Origin of the sequence: Methylocaldum sp. 14B (genome assembly GCF_002005105.1) — a bacterium.
In the GTDB taxonomy this organism is placed as follows: Bacteria; Pseudomonadota; Gammaproteobacteria; order Methylococcales; family Methylococcaceae; genus Methylocaldum.
The window spans coordinates 133,460-150,477 of record NZ_MSCV01000009.1 but is presented as its reverse complement, the minus strand read 5'-3'; the positions used below and the strand labels follow the sequence as shown (position 1 = coordinate 150,477).

The window sequence follows — 17,018 nt, the reverse complement described above, 5'->3', positions numbered from 1 at the left end:
ATTGCCGTTTAAGCGGCGAGCGGCCGCGCCAGTCGTCGGCCAAGCCGGTCGCCACTTTAGGATGCCCCGGTCTCGGTTGACCGGGCGCTATCCACGCAAGCCGAGAAGGCGGAGCGATCATAAATTTTTCGTGGGCGTAGTTTTTTGCCGCTTCGGCAGTGATTATCGCTGCGGCTCAGTACGGGTACGGATAAGTGCGGGGCTGCTGTTCGCCATACGGAGAGGGGCGGTACCCATCGTTGTAACTGCTGTAACCGGGCTGACGGTTGTAGTAAGACTCGCGTTTTTTCTTCTGGTCCATGTAATAGCCAGCTGCTCCGCCGACGACGGCCCCGACCGCGCCGCCCACGAGCGCACCTCGTCCGCCATCGTCGGCGGCATGTCCTAGCAATGCGCCGCCGGCAGCACCGATTGCGGCACCGGTGACCGTATTGCGATACGCATAATCGCCATGGTTGTGATATCCGGTAGACGCACAGCCCGTTAGCGCAATCGTAAAGGCCAGCACCATTAACCTATTTCTTAGCTTGTTCACGGCATTCGCTCCTTTTCTGAGAAGGCGCGATTAGTATTGTTCCGGTTTCCTGAACGGAGGCTGAACACCGCAGCTCCGTCGAGAAAGACCAGGACTGCGGAGGCGGAAGCCCGCAATGAAGATGTTTTCGTTCAGTCGAGCCAACCGAAGGTTCGTTCGACCGCCTTGCTCCAGCCGGCATAGAGCCGCTCCCGAGTCTCGGCCGTCATTCGCGGTTGCCATTCCTTGTCTTTTCGCCATAAGTCGCGCAGTTCCTTGATGTCGGTCCAAAAGCCAACAGCGAGACCGGCTGCGTACGCTGCTCCGAGTGCCGTCGTTTCGGTCACGATGGGGCGAATAACCGGAGTGCCGAGTATGTCGGATTGGAATTGCATGAGGGTCTCGTTGACGACCATGCCGCCGTCCGCTTTGAGAGCATCCAGATTCAGGCCCGTCTCCTGCCGCATCGCGTCAACGATGTCGCGGGTCTGATAGGCCGTGGCCTCCAGTGCGGCTCGGGCAAAGTGGCCCTTGTTCACGTAGCGGGTCAGCCCGATTACGATTCCCCGTGCGTCGCTGCGCCAGTAGGGCGCGAATAGGCCGGAGAAAGCCGGGACGATATAGATGCCGCCGTTGTCCTCGACGGTATTGGCCAGCGACTCGACTTCCGCGGAGGTCCGAATGAGCTCCAGATTATCCCTGAGCCACTGCACGAGAGCTCCCGTGACCGCTATCGAGCCTTCAAGCGCGAAGATTGGAGCTGCGCCGCCGAGTTGGTACGCTACTGTCGTGATGAGCCCATGGCGGGATTGCACCGGCTTAAGGCCGGTGTTCAGAAGCATGAAGCATCCGGTTCCATAGGTGTTTTTTGCTTCCCCCTCGGCGAAACAGGTTTGCCCGAATAAGGCGGCTTGTTGATCGCCTAAAATACCTGCGACCGGAACGCCGGCGAGTGCCCCTTGGGCGACGCCGTAAATTTCGGATGAAGAACGGATCGTCGGCAGGATGGAAGCGGGTATATTCATGGCGGCGAGCAGTTCTTCGTCCCATGCCAGGGTTTCAAGATTCATCAACAGCGTGCGCGAGGCGTTGCTTACGTCGGTGACATGTGCGCCGCCCTCCTTACCGCCGGTTAGGCTCCAAACCAGCCAGCTGTCGATCGTGCCGCACAGCAACTCGCCGCGTTCGGCCTGAATCCTGGCCTCTTCTACGTTATCCAACAGCCATTGAAGTTTGGGCCCCGAAAAATAGGTGGCGATCGGCAGTCCGGTTCTTGCGCGAAATCTATCCTGTCCGCCTTCGATGGCAAGCCGCTCGCAAATTTCGGCGCTGCGCGTATCTTGCCAAACGATGGCGGGATATACCGGTTTCCCGGTGATTTTATCCCAGACGACAAGCGTTTCGCGCTGATTAGTCACTCCGAGAGCTACGATTTCATCGGCTTCGACTTCCGCTTTTCGCAAGGCCTCTACGACCACCGCTTGGGCGTTTCGCCAGATTTCCAGCGGATCGTGTTCAACCCAGCCGGGCCTAGGGTAGAACTGCCGGTGCTCGGCTTGAGCCATCGCTCCCGCACGTCCGGTGTGATCGAAGAGAATGCACCGAGTACTGCTGGTGCCTTGATCGATGACGGCGATATAACGGGGCATGGTGTGACTTCAAAAATAGTTGGCTTCCGGGATGCGTGCCTGATGCCACATCCCGTGATTGCCTACCTATCACGGCCTCATCATGCGGGCAAGTAAAATTTGAAGGATGCCGAACGGAAATCCGCGAGTAAAAGAGGCCGATCGAAAGAAACGCTATCGACGCTTCGGTCATTTTTCCAATCCAAACCGGCCCATAAAGTCAGCCTACCCGGTTTGCCTAATCAATTGATAAGGATTATCATTTAGCTTTCTGAAAAACCGTAGCAATCGCGCGGTTGACTTACTTCTTCGAACTTGAGAGGACCGAACATCATGCAGAACAGGACTTACTCGGGCCGGTTTGTCGTTTTAAGCGCACTTTTGATGGTTTGCGGCTCGGTTTCGGCGGCTGAGACCTATACGCTGATCATTAAGGAGCATCGTTTCGAACCGGCAGAGCTCGAGGTGCCTGCAGGCCAGAAGATCAAACTGGTCGTGAAAAATGAAGACCCGACGCCGGAGGAATTCGAGAGTCGATCCTTGAAGAGGGAAAAGATCATTCCAGGCAAGAGTCAGGTCACCGTATCGATCGGTCCACTTGATCCGGGTACGTATGATTTTTTTGGCGAATTTCATGAGGAATCCGCCAAAGGGCACATCGTTGCAAAATAAAGCGGTATTGGTCAGAACATGTTAGCCACTGCACTCATCGTATTCCGAGAGGTCATCGAGGCCGCATTGGTGATCAGTATCGTCATGGCGGCCAGCCGCGGCGTTGCCGCTCGCAGTTGGTGGATATGGAGCGGCGTCGGAGGCGGGCTTATAGGCGCCTGCGTGGTTGCGGGTTTTGCCGATACCCTCGCGGAAGCGGCATCGGGTGTCGGGCAGGATCTTTTCAACGCGGCCGTGTTGTTTACCGCGGTCGCGATGCTCGGTTGGCACAATATCTGGATGCAGCGTCACGGGCGAGAGCTCGCCCAGGCGATGAGCCAGGTCGGAAAAGCCGTGCTGTCGGGCGACCGGCCGCTCTATGCTCTGGCAGTCGTGGTGGGGCTCGCGGTGCTACGGGAAGGCTCGGAGGTCGTTCTCTTTTTATATGGGATCGCGTCAGCAGACGGAAGCCATACGGGATCGATGCTGACGGGCGGAGTCGTCGGCATTTCGCTCGGCACAGCCGTGGGCTTGGCGATGTATTATGGTTTGCTTCGTATTCCTACGCGTTATCTATTCAAGGTTACCAGTTGGCTTATTTTATTTTTGGCCGCCGGCCTGGCTTCTCAGGGAGCGGCCTATCTGGTGCAGGCCGATCTGCTTCCGCCTTTGGGTCACGAGGTGTGGAATACCTCCAATTGGTTGTCCGAAGACAGTTTGATCGGTCAAGTCTTGCATACTCTGTTGGGTTACGTGTCCCGTCCGGACGGCGTGCAAATCCTGTTTTATCTCGCGACGCTCGCCACTATCGCAAGTTTGATGCGGGTATTCGGCGACAGACCGGCACGGCCGGCCGGACACTGACGAGCGTCTCCGAGACCAAACCCGCAGCGATGTCGATTAGGCTGCGGCCTTGTGCGTAGGCACTAAAGGCGATTGAATACCCGGCATGGTAAAGCAGTCGCCCGGTGAGTCATTCACGCCGTCTATCGAAAAAAGGACAGTATCCGGCCGTTATATTCTCGTGCTGAAGGGGGGCTGGAATTTGCGCGGCCTGTCGGCGGAGGGGGCGCGTCTTCGCGAACAGCTTCAGGTCTATGCCCGCGATGAAGCAAGCGAGTGGGACATCCGCGAAGTTGCCGCCTTGGACAGTGCGGGGGCATTTTTGCTTTGGCGAGCCTGGGGTGGGCAGTTGCCAGGCAAGGTCTATTTGCGCCCCGAGCAGGAGTCTACGTTCATCCGGTTGCAGAACTGGTCTGCAACCTCCTTCGGGCCGATAGTCCGGCATGCGAAACCGGTCGGCGAGCGCGTTCGAAGCTTCTTTTCCGTTGGAACCGAACATTTAAGGGCGCTTGTCTCGATACTCGGACAATTGATCTTGGATGTGGGGCATGTGCTGCGCCATCCTCGGGACGTGCCGTGGCGGGAAATCTCGGCGGCGATTCATGAGACCGGGGGACGTGCGTTGGGCATTACCGCTTTGGTCGGGTTTCTCATCGGAATCGTGGTTAGCTACCTCTCGTCCCTGCAATTACAAACCTTCGGCGCTCAAATCTACATCGTCAACATACTCGGGCTGAGCATTATCCGAGAACTCGGTCCACTGCTTGCGGCCATTCTCGTGGCGGGACGCTCGGGATCGGCCATGACCGCGCGTATCGGTGTGATGCGAGTCACTCAGGAATTGGATGCGCTCGAAGCGCTAGGTATTTCCCGTTCGCTACGCCTTATTTTTCCAAAAGTCGTCGCCCTGATGGTTGCCTTGCCGCTCCTGGTCGTTTGGACCGATGCGATCGCATTGATCGGCGGAGCGATCGCCGCGCATTTCGAACTGGGAGTTGGTTATTATCAATTCTTCATGAAATTACCTGATGCGGTACCGGCGGCCAATTTCACGATCGGGTTCGGCAAGGGAGCGGTGTTCGGGCTGTTCATCGCACTCTTGGCTTGTCATTTCGGCTTACGCATAGAGCCGAACACCGAGAGTTTGGGCAATGAAACCACCCGCTCGGTGGTCGCATCAATTACTCTAGTAATCTTGATAGACGCTGTTTTCGCAATCCTGTTCCGCGGGGTAGGGCTGTAATCATGAGCGATCCCGTCATCCGAATGGAACGGATTTGGACCTGTTTCGGAAAAAACGTGGTGCATCGGGACATCAGCCTGACGCTGGGCAAGGGGGAAATCTTCGGATTGGTCGGCGGCTCTGGGAGCGGCAAGACGGTGCTGATGCGGGAAATGATCGGACTCCAGGAGCCGACCCGTGGCAAAGTCTACCTCTTCGGCGAGTGTCTGCAGGACGCCGCGGCCGATCGTCACCAGCGGCTCCGCAACCGTTGCGGCGTGCTTTTTCAGGGAGGAGCTTTATTCAGTGCCCTGAGCGTTTTCGATAACATCGCATTCCCATTGCGTGAATTCGGTCTTTTCGATGAAGAACTCATCGGCCATTTGGTACGTATGAAGCTTACTATGGTGGGGTTGACCGAAAACGCCGGTTTGTTGATGCCATCCGAACTGTCCGGCGGCATGATCAAGCGGGTCGCCTTGGCGCGGGCGCTGGTGATGGAGCCTGAATTGCTGTTTCTCGATGAGCCGACCTCGGGGCTCGATCCCGTGCTGAGCGAAGAGTTTGTCGATCTACTGAGCGGGCTGCATCGGGAACTCGGCTTTACGGTGGTCATGGTGACGCACGATTTGGACACGGTAAAAGATTTATGCACGAAGGTCGGCGTACTGGCCGATCAGCAGCTAGTCGTGTGTGGTCCGGTTGAGGATGCGTTGGCTTCCGAACATCCTTTTGCCCGGCATTATTTTCATGGAAAGCGCGGTCACCGCGTTTTCGAGCGGATCGGTTGATATGGGTAGAGAAACCTATGCATTCCTGACCGGATTGTTCGTAATCATTTTGGGTGCGGCGTCGATCATCGCCGCCTTATGGTTGGGGAACTACGGCGAAGAATACAAGAGCTATTATGTCGTCACCCAGGGAGCGGTTTCGGGGCTCAATCCCGAGTCGACCGTCCTTTTTCGCGGCGTGAATGCCGGCAAAGTGTCATCCATCAGTTTCGATCCTGAAGACCGCCGGAACATTCTCGTCCGGGTCGAGTTGAATGAGGATCTGCCGATTACCCATGGCACCTACGCCATGCTGCGCGTTCAGGCGCTGACCGGCCTGGCGCAGGTGGAACTGTTCGACACCGGCGAACAACCGGAGCCTTTACCTACGGATCCCGACAATCCCGCGCGTATTCCGCTACGGCCTTCGCTGTTCGATAAGCTGACCGAATCGGGGCAAGACATCCTCTCCCAGCTCGGCGTGTTGGCGAACCGGCTCAACAGCGTGCTGAACGAAAGCAATCGCGAACGGATTCAGCGTATTCTGGAATCGGTTGCGATCGCAGCCGAACAATTGGCTACATTAGAGGAAAGCATGGACGAGATGCTGGCGGAAATGCCCGCTTTGACCGGAGAGGCGCAGCGGATGATGGCGGGAATCACGCGCCTGACTGATGACCTGGGAATCGCTGTCAAGGAAATCCGAGGGCTCGCCAGGAACACGGAAGACTTGATCACCGCCGGTAGCTCGGCGGGAGATGTGGTGGTGCAATCCACTCTGCCTAAGGTAAACGCATTGCTCGACGAGACCCGTTCGATCGCCGTCAACGTTCGACATCTGTCCGATATGCTGAGAGATGACCCGCGGATCCTGTTGCTCGGGCCGCCCAAGCAAGTGCCTGGACCGGGAGAGCCGGGCTTTCAGGAGCCGAAATGAAGAGATTTCTTTTCGCAAAGCTGTTTCTTGTGATCTTGATCGCCTCGGGTTGTACCTTCACGCCTGAAAAATCACCTCCGCCTAGGCTTCATGATCTGGGACCGCTGCCGCACGGTTCGGACCGTCTGCCGGCACCTTGGTCCAAAGTGGACGTGACCGCTCCGGAGTGGTTGAAAGACGACCGAATTCGTTATCGTCTCGTGTATTCGGATGCCACACGGGTTGGAGTTTACACTTTGGACCGCTGGATCGCGCCTCCGCCTGAACTTCTGGAACTGCGCTTTGAACTTTCGGGCGATGGCGGACCACTACGGGTTCGAATCGAACTTCAGGAGTTCGAGCAGATTTTCGACCGCCCCGACCACGCCAAGGCGCTGATTCGCTTTCGCGCGTCGGCTTACGATCGCAGCAGTAAGAAGCTTCTGGCCGAACGGACCTTCGAACTCGACAAGATCTCGCCTAGCGCCGATGCCGCAGGCGCGGTAGTGTCCTTGGCGGATCTGGCCGACGACGCCATAGCGGCGGTCCGGACCTGGATGGAAGGGATGGATCTCGCGCGTGGGGCCGCTGGGGGAACTCCTTGAGCCGTTTTTTGCGGTCGTATCCATATCCCATCCCCGGTTACCGAGGGGCGCCATCCGATAGCACCTCATCTCGCATGTCTCAAAATGAGATTTGTGTGTTGGACGCGAACTGTATCGACCTGATCATTTTTGGAAACATTGCGGATACTCAGCGATACTTAAATCCTTAGTAATTTGCTTGGGTATTAGAAAATACTTCTATTCGAATACAAATAGGTTTCAGATTTTTAAAGAAAAAATTGTGAGGGTGTTCATAGATCAAGGGACGGGTAAAAAAGTGTGGACACACAAAATTTTTTCTTTAGACTGTGCCGCAGCTTTACGGAGGAAGCGCGAAAACATAGAGTCGTCAAAGAGGAGGAAAGACCCCTTAGGGGGCGATATAACTACTATAAAAGCACTAACAAGATGCGTCGCCGCTAGTGGCCGACGCGTTACGCTACAACAACAATAATAATGATATTGCCCGCGTACTGCGGGCTTTTTTTTGCCTGCCGTCGGGCAAAAAAAAGCGACCACTAGGGTCGCCAAGAGGAGGAGAACTTTCGGCCGGACTCAATCGAAGTTTCGAACTAAATCACACCAAGTTCTATTGAGGTTGGTATAAAGTATACAGACTTATACTCGCCTTTGTCATAAGACATTCTTATGAATTAAATAGGGCCCGGTTATTACCGTCCGGAAAACAATATGTAAAACAGCGGATGGTAAACGCCGAACTCATAGGGACAGCTTAAGCCCGACCCAACCAGCCCTCGGAGAGCCGATGCCCACGAAACGTGGATCGGTAAAGCTATCACCAAGCACTTCGTCAGCTTCGCCATATAGTCCGAAAGTGTAGTACCGTTTGTCGAACAGGTTGTCGATACGGCTGAATAATGCCACGTGCTTGTTGAAACGGTATTCGCCATGTAGGTTGAACACGGCATATTCCTCAAGCGGCTTGTTTAGATTGGCTTCGTCGCCACGGAAGTACTGACCGCTGTTGTAAATCATGTTTACGCCCACGGTCAGTCCTTTAACGACCTCCACGTCCGTCGAGACTTTCAGCATGTGCTTCGGAAGGCCGGGGACGCGGTCGCCTTTTTCCACCTGGATCTGGCCGTTATCATCAGCGGACGGGTTATTCGGGCTGCTAGCAAGAAATGGCGTACGGAAGGTGGCATCGAGCAGTGTGTAATTGATTCCGAACCGCACCCGCTCGAATGCCCCGGAAAGCCCAAGTTCGATACCCCGGCGCCGGGTGGTCCCGACGTTGTCGAAGTAACCCTGATTGGTGAGATTGCCGCTGCTGATGAAAAGAATGTCGTCGTGGTTTTCAGTTTGGAACAGGCCAGCGTTCCAGTTGATATTTCCGCCCCACAGTCGAGCGAATTCGCCCCGGAAACCGGCTTCCCAAGTTTTGGCCACCACCTGATCCAGCGGCGGGTCGGCAAGAAACGCGTTCGGTAGCTTGCAAGGGGCTTCCGGATTGGCGCAGGTCAGCTCAACCGGAGTCGGTGCCCGGTTCGATTCGCTATAGCTGCCGTAAGCGGTGAATTCCGGTAGGAAGGCATAGGTCAGTCCGGCCGAGGGGTTGAACCGTTCGAACTTGTGAAAGCCGTTCAAGTCCTCGCCGTACTGATCGTCGAGCCGGACGAAAGACAGGTTGTAACGGCCCGCTGCCGTCACCGCCAGTTTGTCGGTGACCGACAAGGTGTCGCTGAAATAAATTCCGTGGTGACGAACATGGGCGTGGACTCTCACCCGCGATTCGCCCACCAGGACTCCGCTGCCTATGGTGCCTCGGTCGTCGGTGAGAGAAGCGAGCTCCGTATCCGAGCTGAAATGAATGCGTCCTTCGTCATAACTTCCGCCGGCGACGATTCGATTGTGCATGGCGAAGAGATCGTGCTCGAAAGCGCCCTGCAAGCTGCCGCCGTAACTGCGCTGGTTGGTTTGGCTGGTGTTGTTGGTCGCCCCCTCGACCGCGTCGCTGGCCAAGACGTTACCGCCGTTGACATCTTCGACGATCTCTTCTTCATCGCCTTCCTCCTCGCAAAGGAAACCTTCGTTGGCCTCGTCCTCGCATTCCTCGAAATCGGAATCGTCGCCATTGAACGTCTTGATCCGGTTTTGCCGGAAATAAGCGTTACCCGACAGCTCGAAGTGATCGGTAAGCCAGGTGCTGCCGTCCAAGGACGCCAGGAACAATCGGGTGATGGTACGGTCCGGATGGGTGAAAATCGCTTCCGGATCTTGCTTGGCCAGTTGAAGCGGCAAAGCACCGTTGCCGATCAATCGGTTATTGTTGGAAGCCAGGGTGAGGTTCAACTTGGACCGTTCGTTTTGCCAGCTAAACGTTCCGAATCCCTGCTTGACGTCGGTGGGCGAGTTATCGCGCCAGCCGTCTTCATAGAAGCTCTTGAGATCGACGAAATAGCCGACCGTGCCGTTGTTCCATCCGCTGGTAATTTCCTGCCAGTGCCGTCCCCAGGAGCCGCCTGCCACCTCGAGCGTGTGGCCCGGTGCACTGAAACCGGTCTTGGTGCGCATGGAAATAGCCCCACCCAGGCTGTTCAGGCCGTAAACCGGATTCGAGCCCGAGTGCAGCGTCATTCGTTCGATGGCGCCTTCGGGGATCAAGTCCCAGTTGACGGTATCGCCGAACGGTTCGTTGAAACGAATGCCGTTGACATAGACCGATAACCCTTGGGGTAATCCCAGCAGCGGCGATGCGGTAAACCCCCTGAATTGAACATCGGGCTGGAACGGGTTGTTTTGGGCATCGTTGACGTTGACGCTGGCGAAGTTCCAACGCATGTAATCCGCGAGCGAAAAGCTCTGATAGTCATCGAGTTGCTTGGACGTGGCCGTCTGCACCGGCGACGGAATTTTCTCCGCCGGTACGCCCGAGACCATCAGCGGCGTTTCACCCACAATTTCGACCGTACCCAGATTTACGCTGCCGTCTTCGTTTTCCGCGGCAACGGCAATTTCCGTACTCACGAGGACCAGCAGAGAGGTTCCCGTGTAACATATTCTTCTTATAAACATAAAAACCCCCACACATTCAGCAGAACAGGGAATGGTAAGGGAGTTTAACCGGATGGAATATGGGAAAAATTCCCGACGTTTAAGCCTTCAAGAGGCCGTATTGATAGGCGAGGCGAGCCATTTCCGCGGTGGTGCTTACATTGAGCTTGTTCTTGATCAGAGTGGTGTAATTGCCGACGGTTTTATAGCTGAGGCGGAGTTCGTCAGCGACCTCTCGGGTCGTATAACCTTTGGCCAACAGACAAAACACGTCGAATTCGCGGGCGGAAAGCGAGTTCAAATCGGTGGAAGCGTCTTTTCCGGTGATGGTTTGAACCAATAGTTTCTGAGCGATTTCCGGTTCCACATAAGTTTCGCCCCCGGCCACTTTCTTAACGGCCTCGACCAAGGTCTCCGGAGCGCTGCTCTTGGTGATGTAGCCCTTGGCGCCGGCCTCCAAGGCCCTAAGGACATAAACCAGTTCGTCATGGATGCTGAACACGAGTATTTTGGCTCCGGGATCGCGACCGGAAATGCGGCGGATCGAGGCAAGCCCGCCTATCCCCGGCAGGCTGAGGTCCATGACGATCACATTGGGTTGCGACTCGGAATAGTATTGGCAGGCTTCCTCGCCGCGTTCGGCTTCGCAGATCACCTCGATATTTTCGCTTTGAGACAGCAGGAGGCGATAGCCCGCACGGACCACGGCATGGTCATCGACCAGCATAACGGTGATTTTCGGATTCATCGGGAGGCTTCTCCGCAAGGTACGCAGACTTCGAGCGATACGCCTTCGCCGGAGCGGGTGTTCAGGCTGAATTGCCCGCCCAGGCTGGCGACGCGTTCACGAATGCCGATCAATCCGAAGCCGCGCCTAGGTTGGTTCGGATCGAATCCGCATCCGTTGTCGCTGATTTTGAGCTGGATCCAGCTTCGAGAACGGGTGTCCATTTCCTTCAGTCGAAGTTCTATCCAAACGCCGTCGGCTTCGGCGTGTTTAACGACGTTCGTAAGACATTCCTGCACGATACGAAACAGATGGATTTTCCCGGCACCGGCGAGTTCGTCGACATCGTCTTCACAATCGAAGTGAAGACTGACGCCGGGATTGCGGCTCCGCCAGCTTTCGATCAGATCTTCCAACGAGGCGATGAGCCCCAGTTCGTCCAGCATGAGAGGGCGCAGACGGCGCATCATTCCGCGCACGACGCCGAACAGCCGGTCGCAAACGCCCATGATGCACTCGATGGCTTCATTATCCTGAGGGCGGCTGTCCCGCTTGCGCAGCGAGGCTGCCATGACCTTGATCGCGCTCAAAGATTGTCCGAGCTCGTCGTGCAGTTCCTGAGCCAGATAGCGCCGTTCTTCCTCCTGTATGGCCAAGGACTGCTGAGTGAGCGCGCGGTTTTCGTCGCGGGCCTTTTCCAAAGTCGAGGCCATATGGTTGAACGCTCGAGAAATCCGCGCGAATTCAGGCAAGGAAAAGCTCGGCAGACGCCTGCCGTAATCGCCTCTCTCGATGTCTTCCAGACCGTCGAGAATCACGCCTACGCACCGGAAGGCCCTGCCTACCGTAATGTGCACCAGGGCATAGATCGTCACTGCCAGGACCGCTATGAGCGTCAAAAAGCCCAGAGCTTCGTTCCAAGCTTCGGCAATTTCGTCCTCCGGGTTGGCTTCGATAAGAATGCTGATGACATCCTTGCCGTCGGTTTCTACCCGTTTTTCGGCGACGATGGAACTGGAATCGGGCTTGACGGCCCAGGCAAACCAGCCGGGCACTTCGGATGTTCGTGGATTCCCTCGTGCCGCCGAGTCGGTGAGAGAGTGCTCGCCCCGTCCTTGGGATTCGCCCTTCGGGCCAGCCTGAGGCTGTCCAAATGTGCTTCCATCCACTCGATCCGGGGTTTGGCGGACTTGAATGCGAAGGTGCCGGGTCTTGTCCAGTCTATTCAACTGGGAGAACCAATTGCCTAGCGAATCATCCGTAGAGTTTCGACCTTCGGACAAGCTGACTTCGATCAGTTGCAGGGCTAGATTGACCGTGGAATCGATTTCCTCTGCTACCGATCGGCGGGCGTTGTGGACGGCGAATAAAGTGCCGAGGCCCAGTATCGCCAGCATGGTCAGCACGATCATCAGGTTCAGGCGAAAACGTAAGCTAAGGCTTTCGTGCATGATTTTTATCGGCGCGGCTGTGAATCTTCAGCCTTTTCATAGAAACGAAAACGGGCTCCAGCGAGCCCGTTCGAGAGTAAATCAAAACGGATGAACGTCATTCTTTAGCAATTCGGTAACTCTCTTCATCTTTTTCAACGGGAATTTGAATCGAATCAAGCTAGAGAACACGAATTACCCTGTCAAGAGCGTGAACCAATACTTGAAAAAAAAGGAATTTTTCCCGAGATCGTACCGTTTTTTGATTTATTAGCCCGGCCTCTAAATTAGGCCGGGTTAATCCGGGGCAGGGATGGCCCGGCGCGGCGACAAGCCGCCTGCGCCAAGGCCGGGCGTGTACCCGTGGCCTTGGCAGCGGCCCGAAACACCAGGAGGGTATTTATGGGCCTGATTAACAAAACGGAAACCCGTAAGGGAGCGGGAGATCTATCGCATTTCTTCCTGATTTTTTCCTGTCCCAATTCGGGCTTATTTCACTACAGCCCGCCATGCGATTCTTCCAAAATTCGCCGCCGTGATCATCGATCCGTGATCGCTCTGTCTCAGGACAGTCCGAACAAGTATTCAGCGAGGAGAAAACATGCAAAAACGCAAACTGGCGGCGGCCGTCAGCGGCGCTCTGATGGCAGGCGGGCTTTTGGCCGTCTCCGGCACCGGCTCCGCAAACGACGCTCTCATCGAAATGGCTAAGGATCCGAAGAACTGGGTCATGCAGACCAAGGATTACAGCGCCACCCACTACTCCGAGATGGACCAAATCAATGTAGAGAACATCCATCACCTCAAGGTGGCGTGGACGTTCTCCACCGGCACACTGCATGGTCACGAGGGTGCCCCCCTAGTAGCGGACGGCATCATGTACGTCCACACGCCGTTCCCCAACAACGTATACGCCCTCGATCTCAACGATCCCGGCAAGATTCTCTGGCAATACAAGCCGAAGCAGAATCCGGCGGCCCGCGCCGTTGCCTGCTGCGACGTAGTGAACCGAGGCCTCGCCTACGTACCCGCCGGCGACCACGGTCCGGCCAAGATTTTCCTGAATCAGTTGGACGGCCACGTCGTCGCCCTCAACGCCAAGACCGGCGAAGAAATCTGGAAGATGGAAAACTCCGACATCACCATGGGTTCCACCCTGACCGGCGCGCCCTTCGTGGCTAAGGACAAGGTGCTGGTCGGGTCCGCCGGAGCCGAGCTGGGCGTGCGCGGCTACGTGACCGCCTACAACATCAAGGACGGCAAGATGGAATGGCGTGCCTACGCCACCGGTTCCGACGAAGATCTGCTGTTGGACAAGTCGTTCAACGTACATAACCCTCACTACGGCCAGTTCGGGCTCGGCCAGCAAACCTGGGAAGGCGACGCCTGGAAGATCGGCGGCGGCACCAACTGGGGCTGGTATGCCTATGATCCCAAGCTGGACATGATCTACTACGGTTCCGGCAACCCGGCGCCCTGGAACGAAACCATGCGCCCCGGCGACAACAAGTGGACCATGACCATTTGGGGTCGTGATCTCAACACCGGCAAGGCCAAGTTCGGCTATCAGAAGACGCCGCACGACGAATGGGATTACGCCGGTGTCAATTACATGGGCTTGTCCGAGCAGGAAGTGGACGGCAAGATGACGCCGCTTCTGACCCATCCCGACCGCAATGGCATCGTCTACACCCTCAACCGGGAAACCGGCGATCTGGTCAACGCCTTCAAGATCGACGACACCGTGAATTGGGTGAAAAAGGTCGATCTCAAGACTGGCTTGCCGATCCGCGATCCGGAATACTCCACCCGCATGGACCACGAAGCGAAAGGGATTTGCCCCTCGGCCATGGGTTACCACAACCAGGGTATCGAATCCTACGACCCTGAAAAGAAACTGTTCTTCATGGGCGTGAACCACATCTGCATGGATTGGGAACCGTTCATGCTGCCTTACCGTGCCGGCCAGTTCTTCGTGGGCGCGACCCTCAATATGTATCCGGGACCGAAAGGCACCTTGGGTCAGGTCAAGGCCATGAACTCGGTCACCGGCAAGATGGAATGGGAAATTCCGGAGAAGTTCGCCGTCTGGGGAGGCACCCTGGCGACCGCCGGCAATCTGGTGTTCTACGGTACGCTCGATGGCTACATCAAGGCGCTGGATTCCCGCAACGGCAAGGAGGTCTGGAAGTTCAAGCTTCCTTCCGGCGTTATCGGCCATCCCATCACTTATAAGCACAACGGCAGACAGTACGTCGCCATCTACTCGGGCGTCGGCGGCTGGCCTGGTGTCGGTCTGGTGTTCGACCTGAAGGACCCGACCGCTGGTCTTGGTGCGGTAGGCGCGTTCAAGGAGCTGGCTCACCACACCCAGATGGGCGGTGCGCTGTTCGTGTTCTCGCTATAAGTACCGCATGGTCGTAGGGCGGGTTAGCGTACTCGCGTAACCCGCCGTCCGCGACATCCGGCGGGTTACGACGCGCCGGACTGCCGTGGAATCCGGATGGCAAGGTGGGGCTGCGCGTCTAACCCGCCCTACGTCGAGCGACTCTTTATTTATTGGGAGGAAATCACCCCATGCGTTTGACACGCATAGTCATTTGCGCCTGGCTGTTGGCCGATATCGGCAGCGGACCTGAGGCGGCCGCAGAGCCCCTCAAAGTTTGTGCTGCGGAAAACGAACTGCCTTATTCAAACAAGGACGGCGAAGGCTTCGAAAACAAGCTGGCGGAACTGATCGGCAAGGAATTGGGAAGGCCGGTGGAATACGTGTGGTGGCAAGATCCGCGGTACTTCATTCGGGACCAGCTGGATCGGGGCTTGTGCGATGTCGTTATCGGCGTGGATACGGACGATCCGCGGATGTCGACGTCGAAGCCGTATTATCGTTCCGGGTACGTGTTCATATACCGCAAGGAAAAAGGAGTAAAGGTCGCCGATTGGGACAGCGACTTTCTGAAGAAGGCCGAACGTATCGCGTTCATGCCGGATACCCCCGCGGAGACCATGCTCAAGAAGGTCGGACGCTATTACGACCAGTTCAACTACCTGCAATCCCTGGTTGGTTTCAAGGCGCGCCGCAACCAATATGTTCGCTACGACCCCGAAAAACTGGTTCGGGAAGTCGAGTCCGGCAGCGCCGACCTGGCGGTGCTTTGGGGGCCCCAGGCTGCCCGTTATGTCAAAAACGCGGACAGACCTCTGGAGATGCGAGTGATCCCGGATCATCAGGCCCGCTCGGACGGGGAAAAGGTGCCGCACCACTATTCCACCTCCGTTGGCGTGAGAAAAGGTGAGGAAGCCTTGCTGGCGGACATCAACCGGGTGTTGAAGAAGCGCGAGAAGGAGATTCGCGCGCTGCTCAACGCGGAGGGAGTTCCGCTATTGCCCGTGGAGGAAACGGGAGCGGCTGCGAGGGAGATCGCCAAAAAAGGCAAATCGACGTAGCACGGATGCGGCGGACGAGTGGTGGCTAATGAAAAACATTCCCGTTTTTCAGTTTGGCTGACCGTTCGCGTCAAACCCCTCTTCCCGAGGGCTGTTCTGCCGGCTGGTCCGCAGAGTACATGGAAGGTGCGGCAGAGGGATCTGCCGCATGACAAGTCGGCCTGGCGATCGGCGAGGCAGCACTGAGTAGCGGAGCGAGGCTGACTTGCACACGCGGCACCCTTAGGGGGGGCCGCACAGGGATGTGCGGCAGGAATCCGTGAGCGGAATTCCTGGGCGCTGCCAGGTTTCAGCCGGCCACGAATTAAATGAATAAAAAAACGAAGAGGACACAAGCTTCATGAAATTACGAATCAGTATGGCTGCGCTCGCCGTGGGCGTGGCCCTCGTATCCGCCGAAAGCTGTGCGGAAATCACTTTTCGCCACGCCGTCACCGGCGAGACCCTGGATTTCGAATACGGTAAAAAAGGCGGCGATACGGACGCTTTCAAGAAATTCAAGGAAACAGGCAAGAACCCCTACAACGGCGACAAGGAAGCCATCGAAAAAGGCCATAGCCTGTATCTCACCGCCTGCTCCGGCTGCCATGGTCACGAGGCCGAAGGCAAACTGGGGCCGGGACTGGGAGACGACTACTGGACTTACCCGAGAGCCGCTACCGATGTCGGCTTGTTCGAAGTTCTCTGGGGCGGTGCCCAAGGCATGATGGGGCCGCAGAGTACCAATCTGAACGCCGACGAAATGCTTCGAGTCATGGCTTGGCTGCGCGACATCTACAAAGGCGATCCCGCCAAGGCCGAATGGCTCAAATAGCTTTCCCCACCACCGAACAGGAGACTCGACCAATGAAACTGAAAACTTTAATCCTGAGCGCCGGGCTGTTGTCCATAGCCGCTTTCAACGCGAGTGCCTACGACGGCACCAAGTGCAAGGCACCGGGCAATTGCTGGGAGCCGAAACCCGGTTATCCCGAAAAAGTGGCGGGCAGCAAATATGATCCGAAGCACGACCCGGCGGAGCTGAACAAGCAACAAGAGGCCATCAAGGCCATGGAAGCCCGCAATCAGAAGCGCTGGGAACAGTTCAGCAAGACCGGGAAGTTCGTCTACAAGGTAGATTGAGTTGGCTGGCGGCTTGGGAGTTGTAGGGCGGGTTAGCGTACTTGCGTAACCCGCCGCCTCGCCTCGTAAGGCGGGTTACGCCGGAATACCGGCTAACCCGCCTTACGATAGGTTGGCTATTCCAATAA

General features: G+C 56.6%; 15 protein-coding genes. 10 read left to right on the top strand and 5 right to left on the bottom strand.

Translation table 11 applies throughout. The features are described from left to right. Window positions 1-175: 175 nt before the first annotated feature. The gene (locus B2A78_RS08835; protein WP_205780713.1) at window positions 176-535 is read right to left on the bottom strand and encodes a YMGG-like glycine zipper-containing protein; all 360 of its coding nucleotides are present in this window, start codon (window positions 533-535) and stop codon (window positions 176-178) included. A 131-nt stretch (window positions 536-666) separates the two neighbouring features. After that, window positions 667-2,163 (bottom strand): glycerol kinase GlpK, encoded by a 1,497-nt coding sequence (glpK, locus tag B2A78_RS08830; protein WP_077729618.1) that lies wholly within the window; start codon window positions 2,161-2,163, stop codon window positions 667-669. 312 nt (window positions 2,164-2,475) lie between these two features. Here glpK and B2A78_RS08825 point away from each other — a divergent pair, with 312 nt between their 5' ends. The 6 genes from B2A78_RS08825 to B2A78_RS08800 all read left to right on the top strand — a co-directional run bounded on the left by B2A78_RS08825 (window position 2,476) and on the right by B2A78_RS08800 (window position 7,149). After that, entirely contained in the window at window positions 2,476-2,814 is a 339-nt protein-coding gene (locus B2A78_RS08825) for a cupredoxin domain-containing protein (RefSeq protein ID WP_077729617.1), read from the top strand. A gap of 18 nt (window positions 2,815-2,832) precedes the next feature. Further along, entirely contained in the window at window positions 2,833-3,657 is an 825-nt protein-coding gene (locus tag B2A78_RS08820; RefSeq protein ID WP_077729616.1) for an FTR1 family protein, read from the top strand. 85 nt (window positions 3,658-3,742) lie between these two features. Further along, window positions 3,743-4,879, top strand: coding sequence for an ABC transporter permease (locus B2A78_RS08815; protein ID WP_077729615.1), 1,137 nt, complete (start codon window positions 3,743-3,745; stop codon window positions 4,877-4,879). A gap of 2 nt (window positions 4,880-4,881) precedes the next feature. Continuing rightward, entirely contained in the window at window positions 4,882-5,649 is a 768-nt protein-coding gene (locus B2A78_RS08810; RefSeq protein WP_077729614.1) for an ATP-binding cassette domain-containing protein, read from the top strand. A gap of 1 nt (window position 5,650) precedes the next feature. Beyond that, entirely contained in the window at window positions 5,651-6,565 is a 915-nt protein-coding gene (locus B2A78_RS08805) for an MlaD family protein (RefSeq protein ID WP_077729613.1), read from the top strand. After that, window positions 6,562-7,149: a hypothetical protein gene (locus B2A78_RS08800; protein ID WP_077729612.1), complete on the top strand. Its 588-nt coding sequence runs from the start codon at window positions 6,562-6,564 to the stop codon at window positions 7,147-7,149. Before B2A78_RS08805 ends, B2A78_RS08800 begins: the two co-directional genes overlap by 4 nt. Window positions 7,150-7,869: 720 nt before the next feature. Here the strand turns inward: B2A78_RS08800 and B2A78_RS08795 are convergent. The 3 genes from B2A78_RS08795 to B2A78_RS08785 all read right to left on the bottom strand — a co-directional run bounded on the left by B2A78_RS08795 (window position 7,870) and on the right by B2A78_RS08785 (window position 12,342). After that, on the bottom strand, window positions 7,870-10,185 hold the full coding sequence (locus B2A78_RS08795; protein ID WP_143735113.1) for a TonB-dependent receptor: 2,316 nt from the start codon (window positions 10,183-10,185) through the stop codon (window positions 7,870-7,872). A gap of 79 nt (window positions 10,186-10,264) precedes the next feature. Next, window positions 10,265-10,912 carry a response regulator transcription factor gene (locus tag B2A78_RS08790; RefSeq protein WP_077729611.1) on the bottom strand — a complete coding sequence of 216 codons (648 nt, stop codon included), beginning with the start codon at window positions 10,910-10,912 and terminating at the stop codon, window positions 10,265-10,267. Beyond that, window positions 10,909-12,342: an ATP-binding protein gene (locus B2A78_RS08785; protein ID WP_240502454.1), complete on the bottom strand. Its 1,434-nt coding sequence runs from the start codon at window positions 12,340-12,342 to the stop codon at window positions 10,909-10,911. The genes B2A78_RS08790 and B2A78_RS08785 overlap by 4 nt, the downstream gene beginning before the upstream one ends. Before the next feature lie 580 nt (window positions 12,343-12,922). Between B2A78_RS08785 and B2A78_RS08780 the strand changes: the two genes are divergently transcribed. From B2A78_RS08780 to B2A78_RS08765, 4 genes are all read left to right on the top strand, one after another. Beyond that, on the top strand, window positions 12,923-14,728 hold the full coding sequence (locus tag B2A78_RS08780) for a methanol/ethanol family PQQ-dependent dehydrogenase (protein WP_077729610.1): 1,806 nt from the start codon (window positions 12,923-12,925) through the stop codon (window positions 14,726-14,728). A gap of 170 nt (window positions 14,729-14,898) precedes the next feature. Then, window positions 14,899-15,768 (top strand): methanol oxidation system protein MoxJ, encoded by an 870-nt coding sequence (gene moxJ / locus B2A78_RS08775; RefSeq protein ID WP_077729608.1) that lies wholly within the window; start codon window positions 14,899-14,901, stop codon window positions 15,766-15,768. Between the two features lie 340 nt (window positions 15,769-16,108). Then, entirely contained in the window at window positions 16,109-16,582 is a 474-nt protein-coding gene (gene moxG, locus B2A78_RS08770) for a cytochrome c(L), periplasmic (RefSeq protein ID WP_077729607.1), read from the top strand. A gap of 32 nt (window positions 16,583-16,614) precedes the next feature. After that, entirely contained in the window at window positions 16,615-16,890 is a 276-nt protein-coding gene (locus B2A78_RS08765; RefSeq protein WP_077729605.1) for a methanol dehydrogenase [cytochrome c] subunit, read from the top strand. Window positions 16,891-17,018 lie beyond the last annotated feature (128 nt).

Bases quoted from the DNA above. Each gene is read 5' to 3' on its own strand.
- glpK (WP_077729618.1), bottom strand. From the start codon at position 2,163: ATGCCCCGTTATATCGCCGTCATCGATCAAGGCACCAGCAGTACTCGG.
- B2A78_RS08825 (WP_077729617.1), top strand. From the start codon at position 2,476: ATGCAGAACAGGACTTACTCGGGCCGGTTTGTCGTTTTAAGCGCACTT.
- B2A78_RS08820 (WP_077729616.1), top strand. From the start codon at position 2,833: ATGTTAGCCACTGCACTCATCGTATTCCGAGAGGTCATCGAGGCCGCA.
- B2A78_RS08815 (WP_077729615.1), top strand. From the start codon at position 3,743: ATGGTAAAGCAGTCGCCCGGTGAGTCATTCACGCCGTCTATCGAAAAA.
- B2A78_RS08810 (WP_077729614.1), top strand. From the start codon at position 4,882: ATGAGCGATCCCGTCATCCGAATGGAACGGATTTGGACCTGTTTCGGA.
- B2A78_RS08805 (WP_077729613.1), top strand. From the start codon at position 5,651: ATGGGTAGAGAAACCTATGCATTCCTGACCGGATTGTTCGTAATCATT.
- B2A78_RS08800 (WP_077729612.1), top strand. From the start codon at position 6,562: ATGAAGAGATTTCTTTTCGCAAAGCTGTTTCTTGTGATCTTGATCGCC.
- B2A78_RS08795 (WP_143735113.1), bottom strand. From the start codon at position 10,185: ATGTTTATAAGAAGAATATGTTACACGGGAACCTCTCTGCTGGTCCTC.
- B2A78_RS08790 (WP_077729611.1), bottom strand. From the start codon at position 10,912: ATGAATCCGAAAATCACCGTTATGCTGGTCGATGACCATGCCGTGGTC.
- B2A78_RS08785 (WP_240502454.1), bottom strand. From the start codon at position 12,342: ATGCACGAAAGCCTTAGCTTACGTTTTCGCCTGAACCTGATGATCGTG.
- B2A78_RS08780 (WP_077729610.1), top strand. From the start codon at position 12,923: ATGCAAAAACGCAAACTGGCGGCGGCCGTCAGCGGCGCTCTGATGGCA.
- moxJ (WP_077729608.1), top strand. From the start codon at position 14,899: ATGCGTTTGACACGCATAGTCATTTGCGCCTGGCTGTTGGCCGATATC.
- moxG (WP_077729607.1), top strand. From the start codon at position 16,109: ATGAAATTACGAATCAGTATGGCTGCGCTCGCCGTGGGCGTGGCCCTC.
- B2A78_RS08765 (WP_077729605.1), top strand. From the start codon at position 16,615: ATGAAACTGAAAACTTTAATCCTGAGCGCCGGGCTGTTGTCCATAGCC.